The sequence below is a fragment of the Vitreoscilla filiformis genome, from assembly GCF_002222655.1.
Classification (GTDB): Bacteria; Pseudomonadota; Gammaproteobacteria; order Burkholderiales; family Burkholderiaceae_C; genus Ideonella; species Ideonella filiformis.
Genome location: NZ_CP022423.1, coordinates 85614 through 106827, shown reverse-complemented (window position 1 = coordinate 106827; position 21214 = coordinate 85614). Strand labels below are relative to the sequence as shown.

The window sequence follows — 21214 nt, the reverse complement described above, 5'->3', positions numbered from 1 at the left end:
CATGGCCAATCAATCAGACGTTCTCATTGCGGCGCGGGCAGAAGCCCTGCGCTCGCTGCTCACCGCCGGCCCAGCTCGGCTCAAAATTTACACGGGCGCCGCACCGGCAACGCCCCAGACGGCGGCCACGGGCACGCTGCTGGCTGATCTGGTGATGTCGGCCACCGTGGCGGCGCCAGTGGCGGGCGTGTTGACGGTCTCTGCAACGGCTGATGCGACGGTGGCCGCGTCGGGCACGGCGGGATGGGCGCGGCTGTCCACGTCAGCGGGCGCGGCCCTGTTGGACATGTCCGTCGGGATCGCTGGGAGTGGACATGAAGTCATCCTGTCGGCGGTGGCGCTGTATGCCGGCGGTTTTGTCCGCCTGACCAGCCTGACGCTGACGTAAGCCGCTCGTGGCCACCACCGACCTGCGATTTGCGGCGGGGTTGCCCGCATCGTCGGCGCTGCTGTTCGGCGACGACGGCACCGCGCCGGTGTTTGCGGCGCAGATGGCGGTGGGGTTGCCGGGGGTGACGCTGACCGCAGGGGTCACGTACGAGGCGCTGGGGCGGCTGGCGCAAGTCGCCGTGACGCTGCCGGCGGTCACGCCTGCGGGTGCGGTAGTGCTTGGTGTGGCGGCGCAGGCGGCGGTGATCCTTCCGCGTGTCGTGCCTGCCGGCGCGGGCGTTGTTGGGGTGGCTGTTCAAGCAGCGGTGACGCTGCCAACGGTTGCGCCTGCGGGTGCGGCGGTGCTGGGTGTCGCGGTGCAGGCGGCAGTGACGCTGCCGAGTGTGGTGCCCGTGGCCACCTTGCAGGCCAATGCCGTGACCGCCGTGGCTGCCGTGCAAGTGGGCGGGCCTGTCGTGCCGGCTGGGGTGGGGGTGTACGACGCCGATGTGTCGCGGGGGCCGGCCCGTGATATCGGCGTAAGCCACCAGCGCGCCGTGACACTGGATGCGGCTGTGGTGGCTGTGATGGCCCCATCCGCCCCGGTGGCCGTGCAAGCAGCGGTGACGTATGCGCCGCTTCGAACCATGCACCAAGGTGCCCGCCTGATGCAGGTCGATACCGCCCGCCTCGGCAGCACAGCCACGATGCGACAAATAGACGCCCGGCGGCTGTCCGCTGGTGCGCGGTACAGGCACCGGGATCACCAACGCTGCCAGGTGGCGGCGCAGGTGACGCACGCGGATGCACGGCAGATGGGCAGCGGCGCGGCCTTCAAACAGCGTGATTTGCTGCGCACAGCCCGCCCGTGGTTGGACGTTCGAGCGCGCCCGGCCGCGCCGCGACATACCGCGCGACCGGATCAGTGGCAGGTGGCGACCCCGATGCCGCTGGTGTGGCAGGCGTCGAGCCGGGATGCGGTCAGGCCACCGCCTGGCGTCAGCGTGATGCCGGGGTCGGTGATCCCCGTCAACACCTGCTGCGGGCCGCGCACGCCTGACCTGCGGTTTTTTGTTCCAGCGCCGGCCAGTCCGCATCTGATTTTCCGCTGTGATCGACAGCTATTGCCAGGGATCATCGTCCCGGCGCGGAGGGTGTACCTCGTGATCAATGACGTTCAACTGGTTCGGGCGGACGACGGCACCGCCATCAACTGCACCTCACTGACCCTCAGTGCGGATGTAGATAGCTGGGCATGGCGCTGGAGCGCGTCGATTGCGGCCAGCGATCAGGCCAAACTGGCGCCGGCAGCAGGCGCAGCGGCCTGCGAACTGCTGGCACATGTCAATGGGCAGGTGTGGCGGGTGATCGTGGAGTCGGCGCAGCGCGACCGTGAGTGGAGCAAGTCGTCGCTGTCGATCGGTGGGCGCAGCGCCTCGGCCATTTGGGACGCTCCTTATGCAGCCAAGCGCACGTTCAACAACGCCGTCGTGGCGGCAATGACGCAACAGTTGGCGCTCGACACACTGGCCACCAATGGCGTGCCAAGCGACTGGGCCATTGATTGGCAGGTGCCAGATTGGCTGGTTCCAGCAGGCGTGTGGAGCCACCAAGGCACGCCGATCAGTGCGATCTGTCGCATTGCCGAGGCGGCGGGTGGGTATGTCCAATCTTCCCCCGCCGGGAACGAATTGATGGTTCTGCCGCGCTACCTGGCTGCGCCATGGGCCTGGGACAGCCTGGTGCCTGACATCGAGCTGCCTGCCGCCGTGGTGCGCCAAGAGGGGATCGAGTGGACGTCGAAGGCCATCTACAGCCGGGTGTTTGTCTCAGGGACTACGGCGGGGGGCGTTCTCGGGCGCGTCACCCGTGGCGGCACGGCGGGCGATTTGGTGGCGCCGATGATCACGGACGCTCTGTGTACGGATGTGCAGGCAGCCCGTGCCAGGGCGTTGCCGGTGCTGTCGGACGTGGGGCGACAAGCGCTGGTGCAACTTCGTCTGCCGGTACTCGCCCAAACCGGCGCCATCGTCCCCGGCAAGCTGGTGCAGTACGTGGACGGCGATTTGACTCGCCTGGGGATGACGCGCAGCTTGTCAATTCAAGCTGGGCGGGCCAGCGTGTGGCAGACGATTGGAGTGCAGACCTATGAGCAGCCCTAACCTGTATCGCGCCCTGCGCGACGCGCTGGGACTGGATGTGCCGGTGCAAGTGGGTACGGTGGTCAGCGTGAGCCAAGGTGTGGCCGTGGTGGAGCTGCCTGGCGGCGATCGGATCACGGCCCGAGGCGATGCGCCTGCTGCCGGCGCTACGGTGTTCGTGCGCGCCGGCGTCATCGAAGGCAGCGCGCCAGGGATGACCTACGTCGAAATCGACATTTAAAGAGTGGGGCGACTGCCACCGGTGCTGGAGCACCGGTGGCGGCCCCGTCATGCAGAAGGAGCTGCAAGCCGGCCAAGGCCCCACTACTGCGCGCGCAGCAGGTGGAGCCTACGTGGCAGAAATTGCAACAGGCTTGCAAAATGAATGAGGAAATCAGGTGCGGCTGTAACAAGCTGCTGGCGCGTGCACGGTTTATCGGCCGAGTGCAAATCAAATGCCCGCGATGCGGCACCATGTGCGACGTGACCAGGGACACGATCCCGCAATCCCCCGATCGCCACAGAGCGACTCATCAACGAGGACGGCTCTGTGAACCAGACGACAACCAAACCGGCCAGCTTGGCCGCTGATGGCCCCAAGCGGGCGGTGCTGCGCTACTTTGGAGGCAAGTGGGCGATTGCCCCGTGGGTGCTTCGGCACCTTCCACCCCACCGCATTTACGTCGAGCCGTTTGGTGGCGCGGCCAGCGTGCTGATGCGCAAGACCCGCAGCGAGATTGAGGTCTACAACGACCTCGACAGTGAGATCGTGTCGCTGTTCCGCGTCATCCAAGACCCGATGCAATGCGCAGCGCTGATGCGCAAGCTGCGCCGCACACCCTACGCCCGCGCCGAGTTTGACCAGGCGTTCATGTCGTCTACCGATCCGGTGGTGACGGCTCAGCGCACGATCATTCGCGCCTATTTGTCGTTTCACCACGCATCGGTGTTCGATCCGCGCAAGCGGTCGTTTGCCGACGCGCGGCACCGCACGGGGTCAGGCAGGGGCAAGGCCGGCGAATGGGTCACGTACCCGCGCAGCTTGGTGGCTGTCCGGCGTCGGCTGCAAGGCGTGGTGATCGAGTGCCGTGATGCGCTGGCCGTGATCAAAGCCCAGGACACGCCCCAGACGCTGCATTTCGTCGATCCCCCCTACGTCCCCTCCACTCGATCCGACACAGGCTACCGGCATGAGCTGACCACGCAACAGCATGTCGAGCTGCTGGAGGTGCTACTGGGCTGCAAGGGGATGGTGGTGCTGGCCGGATACCCGTCCGCGCTGTACGACGAGATGCTGGTGGGGTGGCGGCGGGTGGAGCGGGCGCATTTTGCTGTGGGAGTTTTGCGACAACCACGCACCGAGGTGCTGTGGATTTCCCCGCGTGCGGCGGATGCGCTGCCGTAGCTCTGCAAATCTATTGCACAGGCTGCAACTACTCTGGCCTGTTATTTATCGCGCGCGGTGGGCTGGATTTATCGCGCGCGGCTTCACGCAGTTCATGGCGAATGTCGGCCAACACCACCCGCTCGCGGGCCAAAGTCTGCTCCAGCCGCGCTTGGACGCGATCGAACGCCGCCCGCAACCGGTGCTCCTCATCCTCGGCACCGCCATCGCCGCACGGTGCCCCCCCCAGATGGACAGGTGCCCATCGATCGAGTTGCTGGGTCACCCGCTCGATCGGCGACACCACGGCACTGGCCAAATGCCGCGCCAACGGTGTGGCCAAAGCGATCATGAGCAAGGCCAGCCCCAGCGCCCACCCGGTGTAGTCATAGACCTTGGCTTCATTGACTTCGGCGTCGTACTGCACATACAAGCGCCCACCCAGCACCGGTAACACCACGGCGTGCAGTTCGTGGCCGGGCAGCACGTCATGATGGGGGCCGTCACTCAGGGTTTGCAAATGAAGCGGCACCGGCTCCGGCAAGGCAGGCCCCTGCGGCCCCTGCCACCAGGCACTGAAATGATCTGCCAGCAACAACCCACCCGGGCGAGCCAAAACGTGCAGGCCATGTTCCGCCAAGTACCGTGCCAGTCGCTGGGCCTCGGCCTGGGTGATTTGATCGACCAGCTCGTCTTCCTGCTCATGCACCGTCAGCACCGCCAGCCCGGCTTGCAGCAGGGCGAACAGCGCCACCAGGGCCAGCATCAACCCCGCCACGCGCCGTTTGAGATTCCATGGCGCCCGCTTCAACACACCCGAACCTCCGGTTCCACACGCAAAAACCAGCCTTGGCCGGGCACGGTTTCCAGCACATCGCAGCCGGCTTGGGCCAAGGCCCGGCGCAGCAGGTAGACCTGGCTGCGCAGCGCGTCGGAATCGGGCGGATCGTCCGGCCACAGCAGCGCCTCCAGCTCGGCCCGACCGACCACCCGACCCGGATCGCGCATCAACCGCTCCAACAAGCGCAAGGCGCGTGGCGGCAAATGCACCGGCTGCCCCCGCACGCTGACGCTGCGCGTGCGCCGATCCAGCACCACCGCCCCAACGCGCCAAGGCCCACTCCCCCAAGCGCCACACGCCCGCCGATGCAAGGCCGCCACGCGCCACGCCACTTCGGACAGGGCAAAGGGCTTGAGTACGTAATCGTCCGCCCCGGCCGCAAAACACGCTTCTTTGCTGCTGAGACCATCGCGGGCGGTGAGCACCAGCACGGGTAGGCTCAACCCCAGCGCGTGGCGCAGGCGTTGCAGCACCGTCAAACCATCCAGGCCGGGCAAGCCCAGATCCAGCACCAGCACATCGGGCGGGCGACGGGCGAGCTGCGCCAAAGCATCGTGGCCATTCCAAGCGATGTCGGTGGGATGACCCAGGGCGGCCAAGTAATCGAGCAGGTTGGCGGCCACCGTGGGTTCATCTTCCACCACCAACACACGGGCCGGCGGGCCGGCGGACGGATCAACAGAACTCAGCATCCGCCCATCATCGCAAAGCACTGGTGACAATGCGCCGCTGTGACCTATCGGAGAACGTGCTGTGGCATGGGTGTTATTGATCGTGGCGGGGTTGTTGGAAGTGGCGTGGGCCATCGGTTTGAAATACACCGAGGGTTTCACGCGGCTGTGGCCCAGTGTGTTCACCCTGGCGGCGATGGCTGGCAGCGTGGTGTTGCTCGGCATGGCGATGAAGTCGCTGCCCATCGGCACGTCATACGCCATCTGGGTGGGCGTGGGGGCCGTGGGCACGGCTTTGCTTGGCATGGTGCTGTTCGGCGAGTCGGCTCACTGGGGGCGTTTGCTCAGCCTGGGGTTGATCGTCGCCGGGATCGTCGGTCTCAAACTGGCAACGCCGACTTAGGTACAGTTTGCCCGCCCGATCCGCCCTTCGACGAGCCCGCCATGAGCCACCTGCCTGCCGATCTCTACACAGAACCCCACCCCATCGACGTTCACACCTTGGCCCAACTCGGCCCGCTGCGCCGCATGGCGGGGGTGTGGGAAGGCCAGCGCGGGCTGGATGTCAAACCCAAGGCCGACGGCCCCCGGCAACAAGCCTACGTCGAGCGCATCAGCCTGCAACCCATCGACCCGGTGACCAACGGCCCGCAACTGCTTTACGGCCTGCGTTACCACACCCACATCACCAAACCGGGGCAGGTGAAAACCTACCACGAGCAAGTCGGCTACTGGCTGTGGGAGCCGGCCACGGGCACGGTGATGCACACCTTGAGCATCCCGCGTGGGGTTGTTGCCATGGCGGCGGGCACCGCGTCGCCCGATGCGGACACCTTCGAACTGCACGCCACCCAGGGCCTCGACACCTGGGGCGTGTGCTCGGCGCCCTTCCTCGACCAAGCGTTCAAAACCGAAGCGTTCCACATCACCGTGCGGTTCCATGCGGATGGCACGTGGTCTTATGAGGAGGACACCGTGCTGCGCATCGCTGGCCAAGCGGAACCCTTCCACCATGTGGATCGCAACTGCCTGAGCCGCGTGGCTGCGCCGACGCCCAATCCTTTGGCCTGTCCAGTGTGAGGCGGCGATGGCGTTTGTGCTGAAAGTCGGTTCGACGGGCGATGAGGTCAAGGCGCTGCAAAACCAACTCGTCGATGCCGGGCTGCTGCCCAAGACCGACCGCAAAGGCCGCCCGAACGCCGACGGGGTGTTTGGGCTGCGCACCCGCGATGCGGTGATGCAATTCCAGCGCACCCACGATCTGACGCCCGATGGCATCGTCGGCAATCAGACCCGCGAAGCGCTCAAGCTGCCCACGCAGGCCGTGACGTTCGACACCGCCCCCGCGCCTGCTGTGCCGGAACACATCTTCAGCCCGGCGCAATTGCAGCGCATCGCTGAAATCATCGATGCGCTCATCCCCACCGGCCCGCTCGATCCGTTTGACGATGCTGCGATTGCTTGGCTGGTGGTCAAGATCGACCACGCGATTGCGGGGTTGATCCCGCCCTCCATTTTGAAATTCATCCACGATGCCACCCAAGGCATCGAACAGCGTGACATCCGCACCCTCAAGGGCCGCATCACGCAGAGTTTGGCCACCCGCGTTCACCTGCCACTGCTGAGCGAAGAAACCGAGCAAGACGTGATCGGCTTTTTCGTGGACTTGCTGGTCGAATCCCTCCAAATTGGCCGCACGGTGGACGATGCGCTGGAGAACCTGAAAATCCGCCGCAACCTCGTCTTCTGAGCCATCGACCATGGGACGCAGCGCCACCTTCGAGATCGTCACCCCGCTGGCGGCAGCCGATGCGCTGTGGGCCGCCATCGCATCGCACACGCTGCCTGAGCCTGAATGGGCTGAGCGGCGTCACACACGCCACAGCACACCTGAGCTGTGCTTGACCCTGGTGCTGCCATTCAGCCCCGAATTGGCTGAGCTGGACACAGGCCACGCCCACCGCCCGGATTGGCTGAGCATCGGCTGCGTTTGGACGCAATGCCATGTTGACGCGGAGGTGCTGCGCATCTGGGCCAACAGCGCCACGTCGGACATGGCCAGGGCGTTTGAAGAAAGTGCCGCGCTGCAAGCCCTGTTCATTCACATCGCCCAGACGGCGGGGGCGCAGTCGCTGAGGCTCATTGATGATTGGCATCAGGTGCGGGCGCTGTGGCCTCGGCCTGATTGAACCTCGGGGGGTTACGGACGCTCACGGGTGCATCGGTTCGGCGGGCTATCGCTGGTGCGAGAGGCAACGCCAATGTGTCCGGCCATGGATGCTGCCCCCCGTGGCGCAAGAAGGCAACACGCTGAAGGAACGGATCGTGCGTCACTGTGGAGAGGGCGCATCTGCGCCTTGAGCCCTGTGGTTTCAGCTCACCACAACGCCCCTTGATGCTCCGCCTGCGGTCGAGGACGTAAGCGCTCCGCCTCCAGCACCTGAGCCAAACGCCCGCCCTGGGCCTGCCCAGCCTGGGCGGTGTCTTCCCCCAACAGCACGTAGTGCCAAGGCAATTCTGAGCGCATCTCCGGCGGCAAGGCGTTCACCCGTTCACACCACGCCAGCGCGGCAGCTTGTTTGCGCACAACGTCCGGGTGCCGCAGTTGTTGCTGCGCTTTGGTCTCGACCCAGTAAATCGCCTGCGCGGTGCGAACCAGAAAATCCGGGCTGTAGAACGCGCCCATGCCATCCTCACGCACGTAACGCAGCCGGGCGAAGGTGTGCCGGGTTTCGCTGAGTTTGCAAAACGCCAGCACCGCCGCATCCGCCTGCGCCCAGTGGATGAAACGCCGCTCCAACCCACCGCTGTGTGTCGGGTAAGGCAACCGGGAGTAGATGCACTTGCTCACCGCCACCGAAGCGCTTTCCCGCACCAGCAAGCGCGTCACTTCGGACAGGCGCCGCTCGCGTACGTCCGTCTGCCCCACCGGCTCGGCACGCACCGCCTCAGCCAAGGCCAGCGCAAACACCTTGGTGAGGTGATCCAACACCGGTTGCAGCAGCAGCACGCGCCAGTTCTCATCGGCCAGCGGGTTGAACTCGGTGGCGAACAGGCGTTGCCAGATGTAGTCGTCCAGCCAGCCCGTCAGCTCGGCGGTGTGCAGTTGCAGGTACGGCAGCGCCACGCGGCTGGCCACCTTGTTGCCCTTGGGCAGCGGCTGGCCCAGCGCTTGGCCGATGCGCCGCGTCAGGCGCGCCAGGTAATCGTTGTAGCCGCTGACGCTCATCACTTCGCCATCGACGCGGTAATCGCCGAACAGGGTGCCGCTTTGCAAATCCTGCGAGATGAACCGATCCCCCTTGCCCAGCAGCGTTTGCAGCTCGGCCAGCGTCCGCCCGGCGAAGGGGGGCAGGGTCTGGATGTCCAGCGGCGCGTGGTGCAGATGCTCGTCAGCTTCCTGGACGATGAAGGGAATGGCGAAGTCGAACGCCTCAAACCCGGGGCGCAGCCCGACGGGCATCAAGTCGCCGGTGCTGGCGGTGGCGTCGCTGTCGTCGGAGGAAACGCCGGCCAGTCCGTCGTCCATCAAATCGTCATAGAAGGATTGGAAAGCCGGGTGTTCGATCACCGACAGGATGTCCAGCAAGTTGCCCGGCTCCTGCCCCTGGGCGATGCGCTCGCGGTTCTCGCGTTTCAGCTCGTCGTATTCCGGCTCGCGCCACATCAGGCGCAGGCCCCGGCCAATGGTCTGCTCCAACAAAATCTGCGCCGCACTGGCCCGCAACGGCACGATGACGCAGATGTTGTTCACATCAAAACCCTCGCGCAGCATCAGCACGCTGACGATGACCCGAGGCGCCGCCCGCCGATCCACATCGAACAGCCGCTCGCGCACCTGCGCCCATTCCTTTTCGCCCAGCTCGGCCTTCTTGCCCGAGTCCACGCTCATCACCTCGTCATCCCGCAGGCCGCCTTCCACGGTGAGGAACTGCCCCACCAGGGGCGTGACGCGGGTGTCCTCGCACACCACCAGCATCTTGGGGCGCCGCTCGGTTTCAACGCGGGCGAAATCCGCCTCCAGCTTGCGTAGTTTGTGCAAACCGGCGCGCAGCATGGTGCGCTGGCCGCTGCTCAGGCAGGGGTTGCCATCGTCGTCGCGCTCGGCCTTGAACGTCAGCGGCAGGGCGCCCACCTCCTGACGCCGATCCAGCACCAAGGACTTCACCAGCCCGGCGCGCATGGCGCTTTTCAAATCGAAGTCCGTGACGATGTGCGAGAAAAACACTTTGCGCTTGTGTTTGCCGCTGCCCACGTCGTTGTAAGGCGTGGCTGAAAAGTCGATCTGCACAAAACGCCGCCCCTTGCCAGCGGCGATGCGCGTGAGGCTTTTCTGCCATTCGACCTCGGTGGCCTCACCTTCGCGGCGCAGTTCGTGGATGTGGTGGGCTTCGTCGTTGAACACCAGCAGATCGGGCAAGCTGGCCAGGTGTTCCAGCACGTTGCCGCGTGCATAACGCCGATCCAGCACCTCCAAGCTGTTGCCCGTGGCCCGGCCCGGCGCGACGGGCAGCACCGCCTGGGCCACCTCATGCGCCGGAGCTTCGGGGGCGTGGGTGTCGTCTTCCGGTGCGCTGTCTTCCCCTTCGGCCAGCGCATGCCAGTTGCACAAGGCCAGCACGCCGTTGCCGGTGGTTTTGAGGCCAATTTCCTCCTTGCGGCAGACGTTGTGCCGCACAAACGCCAGCGCCGCCTCGCGCCGCGCTTCGGGCAGGAACAACTCCGCGTAGCGTGCCAGATCGGCACTGGCGAAGTCCCGCGCCCCGGTGGGGCTGCCGGGCAGGCGCTTGCCGCAAAAGGCATCCAGCAGGCGTTCGTACACGATCAGCCCCGGCGCCACGACGAGGAACCGCCGCGTGAAACGCGGGTCATCGCGCCCATCGGTCAGGGCGTCGGTTTTGTTGAGCAGTTGCCACACCAGCAGGGCTTGCAGCACCCAGGTTTTGCCGGTGCCGGTGGCCATCTTCAGGCAGTACTTGGGGTGAGTGGGGCGCAGGTCGAGCGGGGCAGGCAGCTCCAGCCGGCCATACAACGCGGGCAGGGAGGGGGCGCCCAGCACTTCATGCGCCACCACGGTGTTGAGGAGGGCTTGGCGCTGCCCGGTGTGAAAGTTGAGGTTACCCCGCGCCGCCACCGCTTCGGCCCCGAACCAGTGATGCAGCAGTTCGGCGGTGGTCGGGGTGACGAGTTCGAGCAGCTCGGCGTGGCCCTCGGCCAGGCCCTCACTCAAGCGCTGGGTCAACGCGGTGAGGGCTTGGGCCAGCGGCAGGGCGTCGGGCTGGGCGGGGCTGCGGCGGCGTGACGGGCTCATGCGGGCGCTCCCACGGTGGCCTGCACTTCGGACTCGAACCCGAACACATCCACCGCCCGCACGCACACGCGGCGCGGCCCCGGCTGAAGCGGCAAGGTCAGGCGCGCCACGGACATGACCACCAGCGCCGGTTCCCCATCGGTTTGGTTGGCGGTATTGCCTCGGTAATCTTGCCAAACGGAGCGGAAAACCTGGCCGTCATAATCAGGATCGATGGCCCAATACTCGATCAAGGCCAGTGGGTCTTGATTCATCACGGCTTGGAGTTTGGCGCGGTTGGCATCGTCGAGGTTGATGGCTTCGGGGGATAACAACACATAGTTGTTCAACGAAACCATGAGGGTTTCTTGCGGCTGACCTTCGGGGGTGGTGCCGGCAGTTTTGCGGCTCACGGGGTCGATGCGAAGGTATTGCAGGGACGAGAAGCGAACTTGGCCGCGCAGTTTGTCGATGCCGCCTTTTTTCTTCAGCCGATCGAGTAAATCGGGCGGAATGACGAGGACTTCGAGGCGCGGGTCGTTGAAAGCGGTGATGGCTTCGCCGATGGCGGGCTCAAAATTCCAGCCGAGCACGACGACGCGATCCCAACCGCCGAGGAGGGTATTTCGCAAGGCGATGGCGCGGCGCAGGGTGGCGGCGCCAGTGAGTTTGTTGGGCGAGTCGGCGAGCACCAGGGTTTTACTGCCTTTTTTGCCGTTCCAGGCGGCTTCTTGAATCTGGCCGAGGTTGCGTTGGGTGTTAACGTCGTCGGGCAGCGGTTGGGCGCCGTAAAGGGAAAGGACGATTTGCGCCAGATCGCCCATGCGGAAGCTGCGGCCCAGCGTGGCCTTGGCGGCTTCGACGTGGTAGTCGCCCACAGCTTGGTAGAGGAACGGGCCGGCGTTTTGATCGATCAAACGCTTGCGGATCATCATGGCCGCAGGTTTGCCGATGTCTGAGGTGATCCAGCGCCGGCCCAGCTTTTCGGCCACCGCCGCTGTGGTGCCGGAGCCGCCGTTGAAATCAACCACCAGCGCCCCTTCATGAGACGAGGCTTTGAGAATGCGCTCCAGCAAGGTTTCGGGTTTTTGAGTGGCGTAATCCACAGCCTCACGTGAGTGCGCTTGAATTGGCAACAAATCCAACCACAGATCTTGCAGCGGGATTCCGGGCATGTCGTTTAAATACCGTTTTTGCCGAGGCACTGTTCCGGGTTTGGTTTGCACAATGCGCCCTTGTGCATACAACTCCTGCATTCTCTGCTCTGAAAATCGCCAATATCGTGAAATGCCTAGAAACTCGTAATAGGGGTTGCCTTTGGCGGCCCCACCGGGGGCGGTGATGTCACTCAGTTGATAACGCCCTTTTTCGTCTTCGTGTCGGTAGAAATCTTGAATGTAATCTTGCGTGTAGGGTGTGAAAACTGTATTCCACACCCGGTTGGCAGTTTTTCCATAAAGAAAAATACTGTCGTGAATACGCCCCATGTGGGTGGCGCCTTGTGTCACATCTCCCTTAGCCGTTTGGCGTTTCCAGATGATTTCGTTGACAAAGTTATCTTTGCCAAAAAGATCATCCAAAACCAACTTAACGTAATGCCCCACATGCCAATCCAGATGCACATAAATCGAGCCGGTATCGGCCAACAATTCGCGCATCAAAATCAGGCGGGGGGTGATCATGGCCAAATAAGAGGCGGTGCCATCGGCCCAGGTGTCTGAGTAGGCGAACTGCTCAATCACCGTGGGTTTTTGCTCCAGCTCCACGCCGGGCAGCGTCACCTTGGTGCGGTAATCGGCCTTCGAATCGAACGGCGGATCGATGTAAATCAAATCCACCTTGCCCCGCAGCGACGGCGTGAACTCATCCCCCGCCAACAGCGCCGCCATCGCCAGCAAGTTGTCCCCGTAGATCAGGCGATTCGCCCACGCCGACCCATCGTGCTGCGCCCGCTGCTGGCGCTCCGAAGTGGTGATCCAGTCCGCCGCCACGCTGTCCCGCGCCGGCAGCACCCATTCGCGGGTTTGCAAGCCCACACGCTGGCGACTCTCCAGCCCTTCCAAGATGCGCTCCGCCTCCTTGCGGCCATTCGCGACGATTTCGGGCAGTTGTTCAAGCAGGGACTTGGGCATCACTTCTGGTTCATAAAAAAATCAACCAGAAGTTTAGTTTTTCAATGAACAGCAAGTTCATGCCAAACGCTCAGTGGCTCAACTATTTGTTCATGAGTGAGAAAACGGAATTTGCCCAGTGGCTGCGGGATGCCATGACTCAGGCGGGCTACGCCACCCGGCCCTCTGTGCTGGAGCGCGAATTCAACACGCGCTACTGGGGCAAACCGGTGACGCTGCAAGCCGTGAGCCGTTGGCTCAACGGGCAAGCACTCCCCGCACAAGACAAGCTGCAAACCCTGGCCGAGTGGCTCAAGGTGGAACCGCAAGTGCTGCGGTTTGGGCCACAAGTGGCGCTATCGGTGCAGGCCCACCGCCAACGCTGGGAAGAAAAGCTCACCTACCAAGAACGCGAAACCGTGGACGCCTACCTGCAACTCCCCGCCCCACAGCGCAAAGTGGTGCGGGAGGTGATCTTGACGTTTGCGAAGGTGCATGGGGGCGAGGGCAAAAAGCCAGGTGCATCCACCAACGACAACTGACCCACAGAACCCCCTTCATACAGCCCGCAAACGGCCAGCAAGTTGATTAAACTTGATTGAAGACTCAACAGCCCTCACAATCGACGGCTATGCAAAAAGTTCTTCACAGCGACACCATCCGGGCGGCTTTGGCCGCCAAAGGGTGGGACCAGAAGACGCTGGCCGAAGCCGTTGGCGTGAGCGCCCAGTCCGTCACCAACTGGCTCAAAGGCGCCGACTTTCCCCGCCCTGCGGCTTTGTTGAAACTGGCCACGACGCTGTCCATCGGGTTCGACCAGTTGGTGCAGGTCGACACAGCCAGCCAGCCCGTGGTGGCTTTCCGCAAAAAAGGCAGCGCCAAGACGACGCAAGACCATGTGCAGCGCGCCATGGCCCTGGGCGCACTGCTCAAACCTCTGACGGGCTACCTGCCCGCCCGCCAGTCTCTGCGCACGCAAATCGCAGACACCTCGCTCACTTACGACCGCTTGCAAGCGACCGTGGCAGCCGTTCGCGCCAAGTTGGGCATCGGCCAAGAAGCCGTGCTGTCTTACGAGCGCTTGATCGGACAGTTTGCTGAAAACGATGCCGTGATCGTCCCCGTGATGTGGGGAGCCAAGAAAAACCACGAAAACGCACTGCACATCCTGCTGCCAGCAGAAAAAGTCACGTTCATTTATTTGAACCTGGACACCCATCTCGAAGACTTCAAGTTCTGGATGGCGCATGAGTTGGCACATGTCTACACCCCTGAAGTGGCTGGAAAGCCCGAGGGGGAAGACTTCGCCGATGCATTTGCTGGGGCGTTGCTATTCCCGCGAGAGCTGGCGCATCGGGTGTATGCCGAGGCTGTGCTCGCTCCCACGGTTCGCGCTGAACTGGCTGTGTTGCATGCAGCAGCCCAGGCACATCAGATTTCGCTTTACAGCGTGTTCATGCAAGTCAGTCTCCACGCGCAGGCGGCCCAATTGCCCGCGCTGAAAGTGAGCGAACCGGAGGTTCATGCCGTGCGCAACAGCTCGGCTGTACGAGGTGAATTGGTCAGTGCCACGCTGTTTGCACCGTTGCCACCCGCACCGGCCACATACATCGCTTCAGCCCACAGCGTGTTCCAGTCGGCGTTCTTTCCGGCTTTACGCGCCATGCTGCGTGAGCGGGGAACCGGAGCTGGCTACGTTCAGCAAGCACTCGGTCTGGCCATGCCGGACTCACAAGCCATCTACGAAGAGCTGACACGTTGACACTGGTTCTTCTGGACACCAACGCTTACCTGCGGCTGGCCAAACGCATCCGGCCCCTGCTGGGGGTGAAGTTCGGGCAGAAAGACTATGTGCTCACGGTGCTCAAGGACGTTGAGCACGAGGTGCGCCGCAACCGAACATTGAGTTTCAAATTCCCTTGGTTTGATGCGGAAGAGTTTGGCGCCGAACGCGATGCCGCCACGATTCGGCTGACCGACCAGGAGAAAACCGGTCTGAACATTGCCCAGGGTGTGCTGCACAGCCACGTATTGAGCGAAGTGGATCGCTACACCACGGGAGGGCGGCATCCGCCCTCACCAACCGATTGCCGGGTGCTGGCGTTCAGCCAAGTGCGCGATGCCATTGTGGTCACCGATGACCTGGGCATGCACTTGCTGGCAGAAGACTTTGAAATCCCCATCTGGCACGGCTGGGAGCTACTGGACAAGATGCGTTCAGCCAAAAAAGTGAGCCCTGAACTGGTGCGAGACATCTACGCATCACTGGAGCGCAATGGCGATCTGACCCAGACTTGGGCGCAAGCTAAAACAGGCGTTTTTGCCCGCCTATTTGCGGGCCAGAAGTGAGCTGAAACGCTTCTTCACCGCCCCAACACTGAAGCCAACGCCACCCCCGTGTGCGTCCCAGCCGCCACCACCGCCTCCGGCGTGCCCACACACGCCACCCGCCCCCCATTCGTCCCGCCCTCCGGCCCCAGATCAATGACCCAATCGGCTTCGGCGATCACGTCCAGATCGTGCTCGATCACCACCACGCTGTGCCCGCCGTCCACCAGCCGGTGCAGCACGTGGATGAGCCGCGCCACGTCCGCCATGTGCAGGCCGACCGTCGGTTCGTCCAGCACGTAAAGCGTGTGCGGGGCTTTCTGGCCGCGCTTGCCCACTTCGTCGCGCACCTTGGACAGCTCCGTCACCAGCTTGATGCGCTGGGCTTCGCCGCCTGAGAGCGTCGGGCTCGGCTGGCCCAGAGTGAGGTAACCCAGGCCCACGTCCTGCAACAGTTGCAGCGGGTGAGCGATGGCGGGCATGGAGGCGAAGAACTCCACCGCCTCGTCCACCGCCATGTTCAGCACGTCGCCGATGCTTTTGCCGCGCCACGTCACCGCCAGAGTTTCAGCGTTGAAGCGCTGGCCGTGGCAGACCTCACACGGCACCTTCACATCCGGCAAAAAGCTCATTTCGATGGTGCGAACGCCCTGGCCTTCACACGCCGGGCAGCGCCCCGGCCCGGTGTTGAAGGAGAAACGCCCGGCGGCGTAACCACGCGCCTTGGCCTCCAACGTCTGGGCAAAGAGCTTGCGGATCGCATCCCAAAAGCCGATGTAAGTCGCTGGGCAAGAGCGCGGCGTTTTGCCGATGGGCGTTTGATCCACCTCCAGCACCCGATCCACCGGCCCCCAACCCGTGAGCGCCCGACAGCCGGCGAGCGTCACCGGCGCGGTGGTGATCTCCAGCGCCTCGCCGCTGGCGCCCAGCGGGGCGCGGGCCTTGGCGGCCACCAACGCGGCCACGTTTTTCAGCAAGACATCCCGCGCCAGCGTGGATTTGCCGGAGCCGGAGACGCCCGTCACCGCCACCAGCCGGGCGAGCGGCACATCCACTGCCACGTCCTGCAAGTTGTGCAGATGGGCGCCGCGCAGGCGCAGCGTCGGCTCGGCGGCGGAGACGGCTCGGCGCGGGTGCAGCGGGTGTTTCAGCGGTTCAGCCAAGCATTTCCCCGTGAGCGATTCGGGGTTGGCCGCAATCTCCGCCGGCGTGCCCTGCGCCACCAACTGCCCGCCGCGCCGACCCGCGCCGGGGCCGATGTCGATCACATGATCGGCGCGGCGGATGGTGTCTTCGTCGTGCTCCACCACCACCAGGGTGTTGCCGCTGGCGCCGAGTTTTTCCAGCGCGCCCAGCAAGATGCCGTTGTCACGCGGGTGCAGGCCGATGGTGGGTTCATCCAGCACGTAACACACGCCCTGCAAATGGCTGCCCAATTGCGCCGCCAGGCGGATGCGCTGCGCCTCGCCGCCGGAAAGTGTCGGCGCCGCCCGATCCAGCGTCAGATAGCCCAAGCCCACTTCGTCGAGGAAAGACAAGCGGCTGCGGATTTCCACCAACACATCGCGGGCGATGCCGGCTTCGCGTTCGGTCATGGTGAAGGGGGTCGCCGTAGGTGCGGGCGTCCCCCTCTCCCCAGCCCTCTCCCGCGAGGGGAGAGGGAGTAAAGCCGGGTTTTCCGACGCTGAGGCTTGCGCGTCACTCGAAGCCCCTCTCCCCTCGTGGGAGAGGGGTTGGGGAGAGGGGGAACCCGCTTGCTCTCGCACCAAACCTTCCAACCAGCCCCGGGTGTCCTGCACCGAACCTCGGGCCACGTCGTGGATGCCTCGCCCGGCGAAGTACACGGCGCGGGCGGACGGGTTGAGTCGGGCGCCTTGGCAATCCGGGCAGGGCTGGCCGCTCAGGTCGTCGAGTTCCGGCTCTTCGGCGGCGAAGCTTTGTTCGCGGCCTTTCTCACGCGCCTTGTCGTCGGGTGGGGAGTCGTCCAGCGCTTTGCGTTGTTCACGCGTCAGCGCCAGCCCGGTGCCGACGCACGACGGGCACCAGCCATGTTTGCTGTTGTAGCTGAACATGCGCGGGTCGAGTTCGGCATAACTGGTGGCGCACACGGGGCAGGCGCGCTGGGTGGAAAACACCGTCACGCGGCCCAAGCCACGGGTGGTGGCGCCGGTTTCCAGTGCTTCGGCGAGGTGATCCACAGGCGCCAGCAGGTGCAGCACGCCTTTGCCGGCGTCCAGCGCTTCGGTGAGCAGGGCGCGCAGTTCGGTTTCGTTGGCGGGGTTCACCAGCACGTCTCCCACCGGGAGTTCCAGCGTGTGTTCCTTGAAACGATCCAGCTTGGCCCAGGGGCTCGTCGGTACGAATTCACCGTCCACGCGCAAATGGTCGTAACCCTTGGCGCTGGCCCACTTCGCCAAGTCGTTGTAAAGGCCTTTGCGGTTTTGCACCAACGGCGCCAGCAAGCAGACATGCTGACCCCGGAAGCCTCCCTGCGCCGGCTCGCGCAGCAGTTGCGCCAGGATGCTCTCGGCGCTTTGCGCTTTCACCGGCGTGCCGTCATGGATGCAATGCTGGGTGCCCAGCTTCACCCACAGCAGGCGCAGGAAGTGCCACAGCTCGGTGGTGGTGGCCACGGTGCTTTTGCGCCCGCCCCGGCTCAGGCGCTGCTCGATGGCGACGGTGGGCGGAATGCCCCACACCGCGTCCACCTCCGGCCGCCCCGCCGGCTGCACGATGCTGCGGGCGTAGGCGTTGAGGCTTTCCAGGTAGCGGCGCTGGCCTTCGTTGAAGAGGATGTCGAACGCCAGCGTGGATTTGCCGGAGCCCGATACGCCGGTGATGACACTGAACTTGCCGCGTGGGATTTCGACGCTCAGCGATTTGAGGTTGTGCTCGCGGGCGTTGACGATGCGGATGGTGTCGGGGGAGGTGGGTGTGGCGGCGGCGGCCCCCTCTCCCCAGCCCTCTCCCACGAGGGGAGAGGGAGCAAAACCGGGTTCTCCTGCGCTCAAACCTTCGCGTCGCTCGAAGCCCCTCTCCCCTCGTGGGAGAGGGGTTGGGGAGAGGGGGAACCCGCTCGCCTCAACGAGATACCCAGCTCCTCGCTCCTCCGCCCCCAACGCCCCGTCATACGCCCGCAGCGCCTTGCCGGTGTGCGAAGTCGGGTGCGCCCGCACATCCTCCGGCGTGCCCGTGGCCACGATCAACCCGCCCCCATCTCCGCCTTCCGGCCCCAAATCGATGAGCCAATCGGCAGCGCGGATCACATCCAGGTTGTGCTCAATCACCAGCAGCGAGTGCCCCGCTTCCAGCAAGCGGCGCAGGGCACGCATCAGCTTGGCGATGTCGTCGAAGTGCAGGCCAGTGGTGGGTTCGTCGAACACGAAGAGCTGGCCCTTCTTCGCCGCCGGTTGGCGCGGGCCGCGTGCGGCTTCGGCCAGATGCCCAGCGAGTTTCAGGCGCTGCGCCTCGCCACCAGACAGCGTGGGCACCGGCTGCCCCAGGCGCACATAGTCCAGCCCCACATCAACGATGGGTTGCAGGCTGCGCAGCACCTCCTTGTCCTGCGCGAAGCAGGCCACGGCTTCACTCACCGTCAGCGCCAGCACGTCGGCCACCGAAAGCCCCCGGCCACCGCGCTCAATCGTCACTTCCAGCAGCTCGGGGCGGAAGCGTTGGCCGTCGCAGTCCGGGCAGCGCAGGTACACGTCGGACAGGAACTGCATTTCGACGTGTTCGAAGCCGGAGCCGCCGCAGGTCGGGCAACGGCCATCGCCGGCGTTGAAGCTGAACATGCCAGCGGTGTAGCTGCGCTCCTGCGCCAGCGGGGCGGCAGCAAAGAGCTTGCGAATCTCGTCAAACGCGCCGACGTAACTCGCCGGGTTGGAACGCGCCGTCTTGCCGATGGGCGATTGATCGACGAACACCACGCCCGCGAGCTGCTCGGCGCCCAAGAGGCGGTCATGCTCGCCCGGCGTTTCGGTGGCTTGGCCGAAGTGGCGCAGCAGCGCGGGCACGAGCACGTCCTGCACCAGCGTGGATTTGCCGGAGCCGGACACGCCCGTCACCACCGTCAAGCGTTGCAGCGGGATGTCGACCGTGAGGTTTTGCAGGTTGTGCTGGTGTGCGCCTTCCAGGATGAGGCGCGGCGTGTCCGACGCCACCAGGCGTTTGAAACCCAGGCCCACCGTCTTGCGCGCGCCGAGGTAGGCACCGGTGAGGGTGTCGGCATGGCGGGCGGCGGCGGGGCTGCCGTCGAACACGATCTGGCCGCCGCGTTCGCCCGGCCCGGGGCCCATGTCGATGAGGCGGTCGGCGGCGAGCATCACGGCGGGGTCATGTTCGACCACCACCAGGGTGTTGCCCGCGTCGCGCAGGCGCTGCATGGCCTGCACGATGCGATCCATGTCGCGTGGATGCAGGCCGATGCTGGGTTCATCCAGCACAAACAACGTGTTCACGAGCGACGTGCCCAGCGCCGTGGTGAGGTTGATGCGCTGCACCTCCCCGCCGGAAAGCGTGCGGCTTTGCCGATCCAGCGTCAGGTAACCCAGGCCCACGTCACACAGGTAATCCAGCCGGGTGCGGATTTCGGCCAGCAGCAGTTTGAGCGCCTCATCGGCGGCGCTGCCGGTGACGGTGGCCGGATTGGCAGCGATCAGGTTGAAGAACTGGCGCAGGCGGGCCAGCGGCAGCAGCATCAAATCGTGTACCGAGAGGCCCGGCAGGGCTTCGAGCTGGGCACGGCTCCAGGCCACACCTTGCGGCAGGAAACGCCGGGTGGCGGGCAACACGGCGTCCGCATCGGCTTTCGTGCCCAGGCGCCAGAGCAAGGCGTCGGTTTTGAGGCGGGCGCCACCGCAGTCGCCGCAGGGCGTGTAGCTGCGGTACTTGGAGAGCAGCACGCGGATGTGCATCTTGTAGGCCTTGCTCTCCAGGTAGCCGAAGAAACGGCGGATGCCGTACCACTTCTGGTTCCACTGGCCCTCTTTCCAATCCGGTTCGCCTTCGATCACCCAGGCGCGCTGCTCGGGCGTGAGCTGGCTCCACGCCGTGTCACGCGGGATGCCAGCGGTGCCGGCGTGTTTCATCAGCTCGTCCTGGCACTCTTTCCAGGCGGGAGTTTGAATCGGCTTGATGGCGCCGTTGCGCAGCGTCTTGCGCTCGTCCGGAATCACCAGCCCCCAATCGACGCCGATCACCCGGCCAAAGCCCCGGCAGGTGTCACACGCGCCATAGGCGGAGTTGAAAGAGAACAGCGCCGGCTGTGGCTCGGCGTAGTGCAGCTCACTTTCCGGGCAGTGCAGACCGGTGGAATAGCGCCAGAGCTGCGGCTCGGCGCCTTCGGGCGCGTCGCTGCCTGGCAGGGCGTAGACGGTGAGGCGCCCGCCGCCGCGCTTCAGGCACAGCTCGATGGCTTCCATGAGGCGGGCGCGCTCGGCTGAAGCTAAGCGCAGCCGATCCGCCACCACGTCCAGCAGTTTTTGCTCGCCCACAGTGCGCTCGGCCTGCACGCGGGTGAAACCGCTGGCGGCCAGCCATTGTTCGAGCTGCTCCGGCGTGGTGTTGGCCGGCAGGGTGACGGGGAAGGTGAGGATGCAGCGCGGATCGCCCGCCGCCGCCGCACGCGCCAGCAGATCGGCGGCGATGGTGTCGGCGGTGTCGTGCCGCACCGGCAGGGCGGTTTGGCGGTCAAAGAGCTGGGCGGCACGGGCGAACAGGAGCTTCAAGTGATCGTTCAGCTCGGTCATCGTGCCCACGGTGCTGCGGCTGGTGCGCACCGGGTTGGTCTGGTCGATGGCGATGGCGGGGGGCACGCCGTCCACCTTGTCCACCGCCGGGCGATCCATGCGCTCCAGAAACTGCCGTGCGTAGGCGGAAAAGGTTTCCACGTAGCGACGCTGGCCCTCGGCGTACAGCGTGTCGAACACCAGGCTGGATTTGCCCGAACCGCTCGGGCCGGTGACCACCGTCAACTCACCGGTGCGGATGTCCAGATCGAGGTTCTTGAGGTTGTGCTGGCGCGCGCCGCGAATGTGGATCAGGCCGGTGGACATGGGGCGGTGGGGGCTGGCTGAGG

General features: G+C 64.9%; 17 protein-coding genes. 12 read left to right on the top strand and 5 right to left on the bottom strand.

The genetic code is table 11. From position 1 onward, the window contains the following. Position 1 precedes the first annotated feature (1 nt). The 5 genes from VITFI_RS00495 (at position 2) to VITFI_RS00475 (ending at position 3915) form a co-directional block, all read left to right on the top strand. Entirely contained in the window at positions 2 to 388 is a 387-nt protein-coding gene (locus VITFI_RS00495) for a hypothetical protein (RefSeq protein WP_089415333.1), read from the top strand. Positions 389 to 395: 7 nt separating this feature from the next. Then, positions 396 to 2531, top strand: a complete 2136-nt coding sequence (locus tag VITFI_RS00490; RefSeq protein WP_089415332.1) for a hypothetical protein — start codon at positions 396 to 398, stop codon at positions 2529 to 2531. Then, positions 2518 to 2751, top strand: a complete 234-nt coding sequence (locus VITFI_RS00485) for a hypothetical protein (protein ID WP_089415331.1) — start codon at positions 2518 to 2520, stop codon at positions 2749 to 2751. Before VITFI_RS00490 ends, VITFI_RS00485 begins: the two co-directional genes overlap by 14 nt. A gap of 140 nt (positions 2752 to 2891) precedes the next feature. After that, positions 2892 to 3101 carry a Com family DNA-binding transcriptional regulator gene (locus tag VITFI_RS18820; RefSeq protein WP_089415330.1) on the top strand — a complete coding sequence of 70 codons (210 nt, stop codon included), beginning with the start codon at positions 2892 to 2894 and terminating at the stop codon, positions 3099 to 3101. Beyond that, positions 3061 to 3915, top strand: coding sequence for a DNA adenine methylase (locus VITFI_RS00475; RefSeq protein WP_198301538.1), 855 nt, complete (start codon positions 3061 to 3063; stop codon positions 3913 to 3915). The genes VITFI_RS18820 and VITFI_RS00475 overlap by 41 nt, the downstream gene beginning before the upstream one ends. A 28-nt stretch (positions 3916 to 3943) precedes the next feature. On the opposite strand, the gene VITFI_RS00470 is transcribed toward VITFI_RS00475, so the two are convergent. Together VITFI_RS00470 and VITFI_RS00465 are read right to left on the bottom strand one after the other, a co-directional pair. Beyond that, positions 3944 to 4708 carry a sensor histidine kinase family protein gene (locus tag VITFI_RS00470; RefSeq protein ID WP_089415329.1) on the bottom strand — a complete coding sequence of 255 codons (765 nt, stop codon included), beginning with the start codon at positions 4706 to 4708 and terminating at the stop codon, positions 3944 to 3946. Beyond that, positions 4702 to 5427, bottom strand: coding sequence for a response regulator transcription factor (locus tag VITFI_RS00465; protein ID WP_089415328.1), 726 nt, complete (start codon positions 5425 to 5427; stop codon positions 4702 to 4704). The genes VITFI_RS00470 and VITFI_RS00465 overlap by 7 nt, the downstream gene beginning before the upstream one ends. 61 nt (positions 5428 to 5488) lie before the next feature. Between VITFI_RS00465 and sugE the strand changes: the two genes are divergently transcribed. Genes sugE through VITFI_RS00445 form a run of 4 tightly spaced genes read left to right on the top strand, consistent with a single transcriptional unit; the run spans position 5489 to position 7595 of the window. Next, positions 5489 to 5809 carry a quaternary ammonium compound efflux SMR transporter SugE gene (gene sugE, locus VITFI_RS00460; protein WP_089415327.1) on the top strand — a complete coding sequence of 107 codons (321 nt, stop codon included), beginning with the start codon at positions 5489 to 5491 and terminating at the stop codon, positions 5807 to 5809. A 41-nt stretch (positions 5810 to 5850) separates the two neighbouring features. Next, on the top strand, positions 5851 to 6486 hold the full coding sequence (locus tag VITFI_RS00455) for an FABP family protein (RefSeq protein WP_089415326.1): 636 nt from the start codon (positions 5851 to 5853) through the stop codon (positions 6484 to 6486). A 7-nt stretch (positions 6487 to 6493) separates the two neighbouring features. Then, a complete protein-coding gene (locus tag VITFI_RS00450; protein WP_089415325.1) occupies positions 6494 to 7156 on the top strand; it encodes a peptidoglycan-binding domain-containing protein in 663 nt (220 codons plus the stop codon). Between the two features lie 10 nt (positions 7157 to 7166). Then, positions 7167 to 7595 (top strand): hypothetical protein, encoded by a 429-nt coding sequence (locus VITFI_RS00445; RefSeq protein ID WP_089415324.1) that lies wholly within the window; start codon positions 7167 to 7169, stop codon positions 7593 to 7595. A 188-nt stretch (positions 7596 to 7783) separates the two neighbouring features. Here VITFI_RS00445 and VITFI_RS00435 read toward each other — a convergent pair whose 3' ends face one another. Together VITFI_RS00435 and VITFI_RS00430 are read right to left on the bottom strand one after the other, a co-directional pair. Beyond that, positions 7784 to 10717 (bottom strand): DEAD/DEAH box helicase family protein, encoded by a 2934-nt coding sequence (locus tag VITFI_RS00435; protein ID WP_089415323.1) that lies wholly within the window; start codon positions 10715 to 10717, stop codon positions 7784 to 7786. Beyond that, complete coding sequence (locus VITFI_RS00430; protein ID WP_089415322.1) at positions 10714 to 12828, bottom strand: site-specific DNA-methyltransferase; 2115 nt, start codon at positions 12826 to 12828, stop codon at positions 10714 to 10716. The genes VITFI_RS00435 and VITFI_RS00430 overlap by 4 nt, the downstream gene beginning before the upstream one ends. A gap of 59 nt (positions 12829 to 12887) precedes the next feature. On the opposite strand from VITFI_RS00430, the gene VITFI_RS00425 reads away from it, so the two are divergent. From VITFI_RS00425 to VITFI_RS00415, 3 genes are all read left to right on the top strand, one after another. Next, the gene (locus VITFI_RS00425) at positions 12888 to 13349 is read left to right on the top strand and encodes a helix-turn-helix domain-containing protein (RefSeq protein WP_198301546.1); all 462 of its coding nucleotides are present in this window, start codon (positions 12888 to 12890) and stop codon (positions 13347 to 13349) included. 89 nt (positions 13350 to 13438) lie between these two features. Next, on the top strand, positions 13439 to 14569 hold the full coding sequence (locus tag VITFI_RS00420) for an ImmA/IrrE family metallo-endopeptidase (RefSeq protein ID WP_089415321.1): 1131 nt from the start codon (positions 13439 to 13441) through the stop codon (positions 14567 to 14569). Continuing rightward, positions 14566 to 15156 (top strand): hypothetical protein, encoded by a 591-nt coding sequence (locus VITFI_RS00415; RefSeq protein ID WP_089415320.1) that lies wholly within the window; start codon positions 14566 to 14568, stop codon positions 15154 to 15156. The genes VITFI_RS00420 and VITFI_RS00415 overlap by 4 nt, the downstream gene beginning before the upstream one ends. 14 nt (positions 15157 to 15170) lie before the next feature. Here VITFI_RS00415 and uvrA read toward each other — a convergent pair whose 3' ends face one another. After that, positions 15171 to 21191 carry an excinuclease ABC subunit UvrA gene (gene uvrA / locus VITFI_RS00410; protein WP_089415319.1) on the bottom strand — a complete coding sequence of 2007 codons (6021 nt, stop codon included), beginning with the start codon at positions 21189 to 21191 and terminating at the stop codon, positions 15171 to 15173. Positions 21192 to 21214 lie beyond the last annotated feature (23 nt).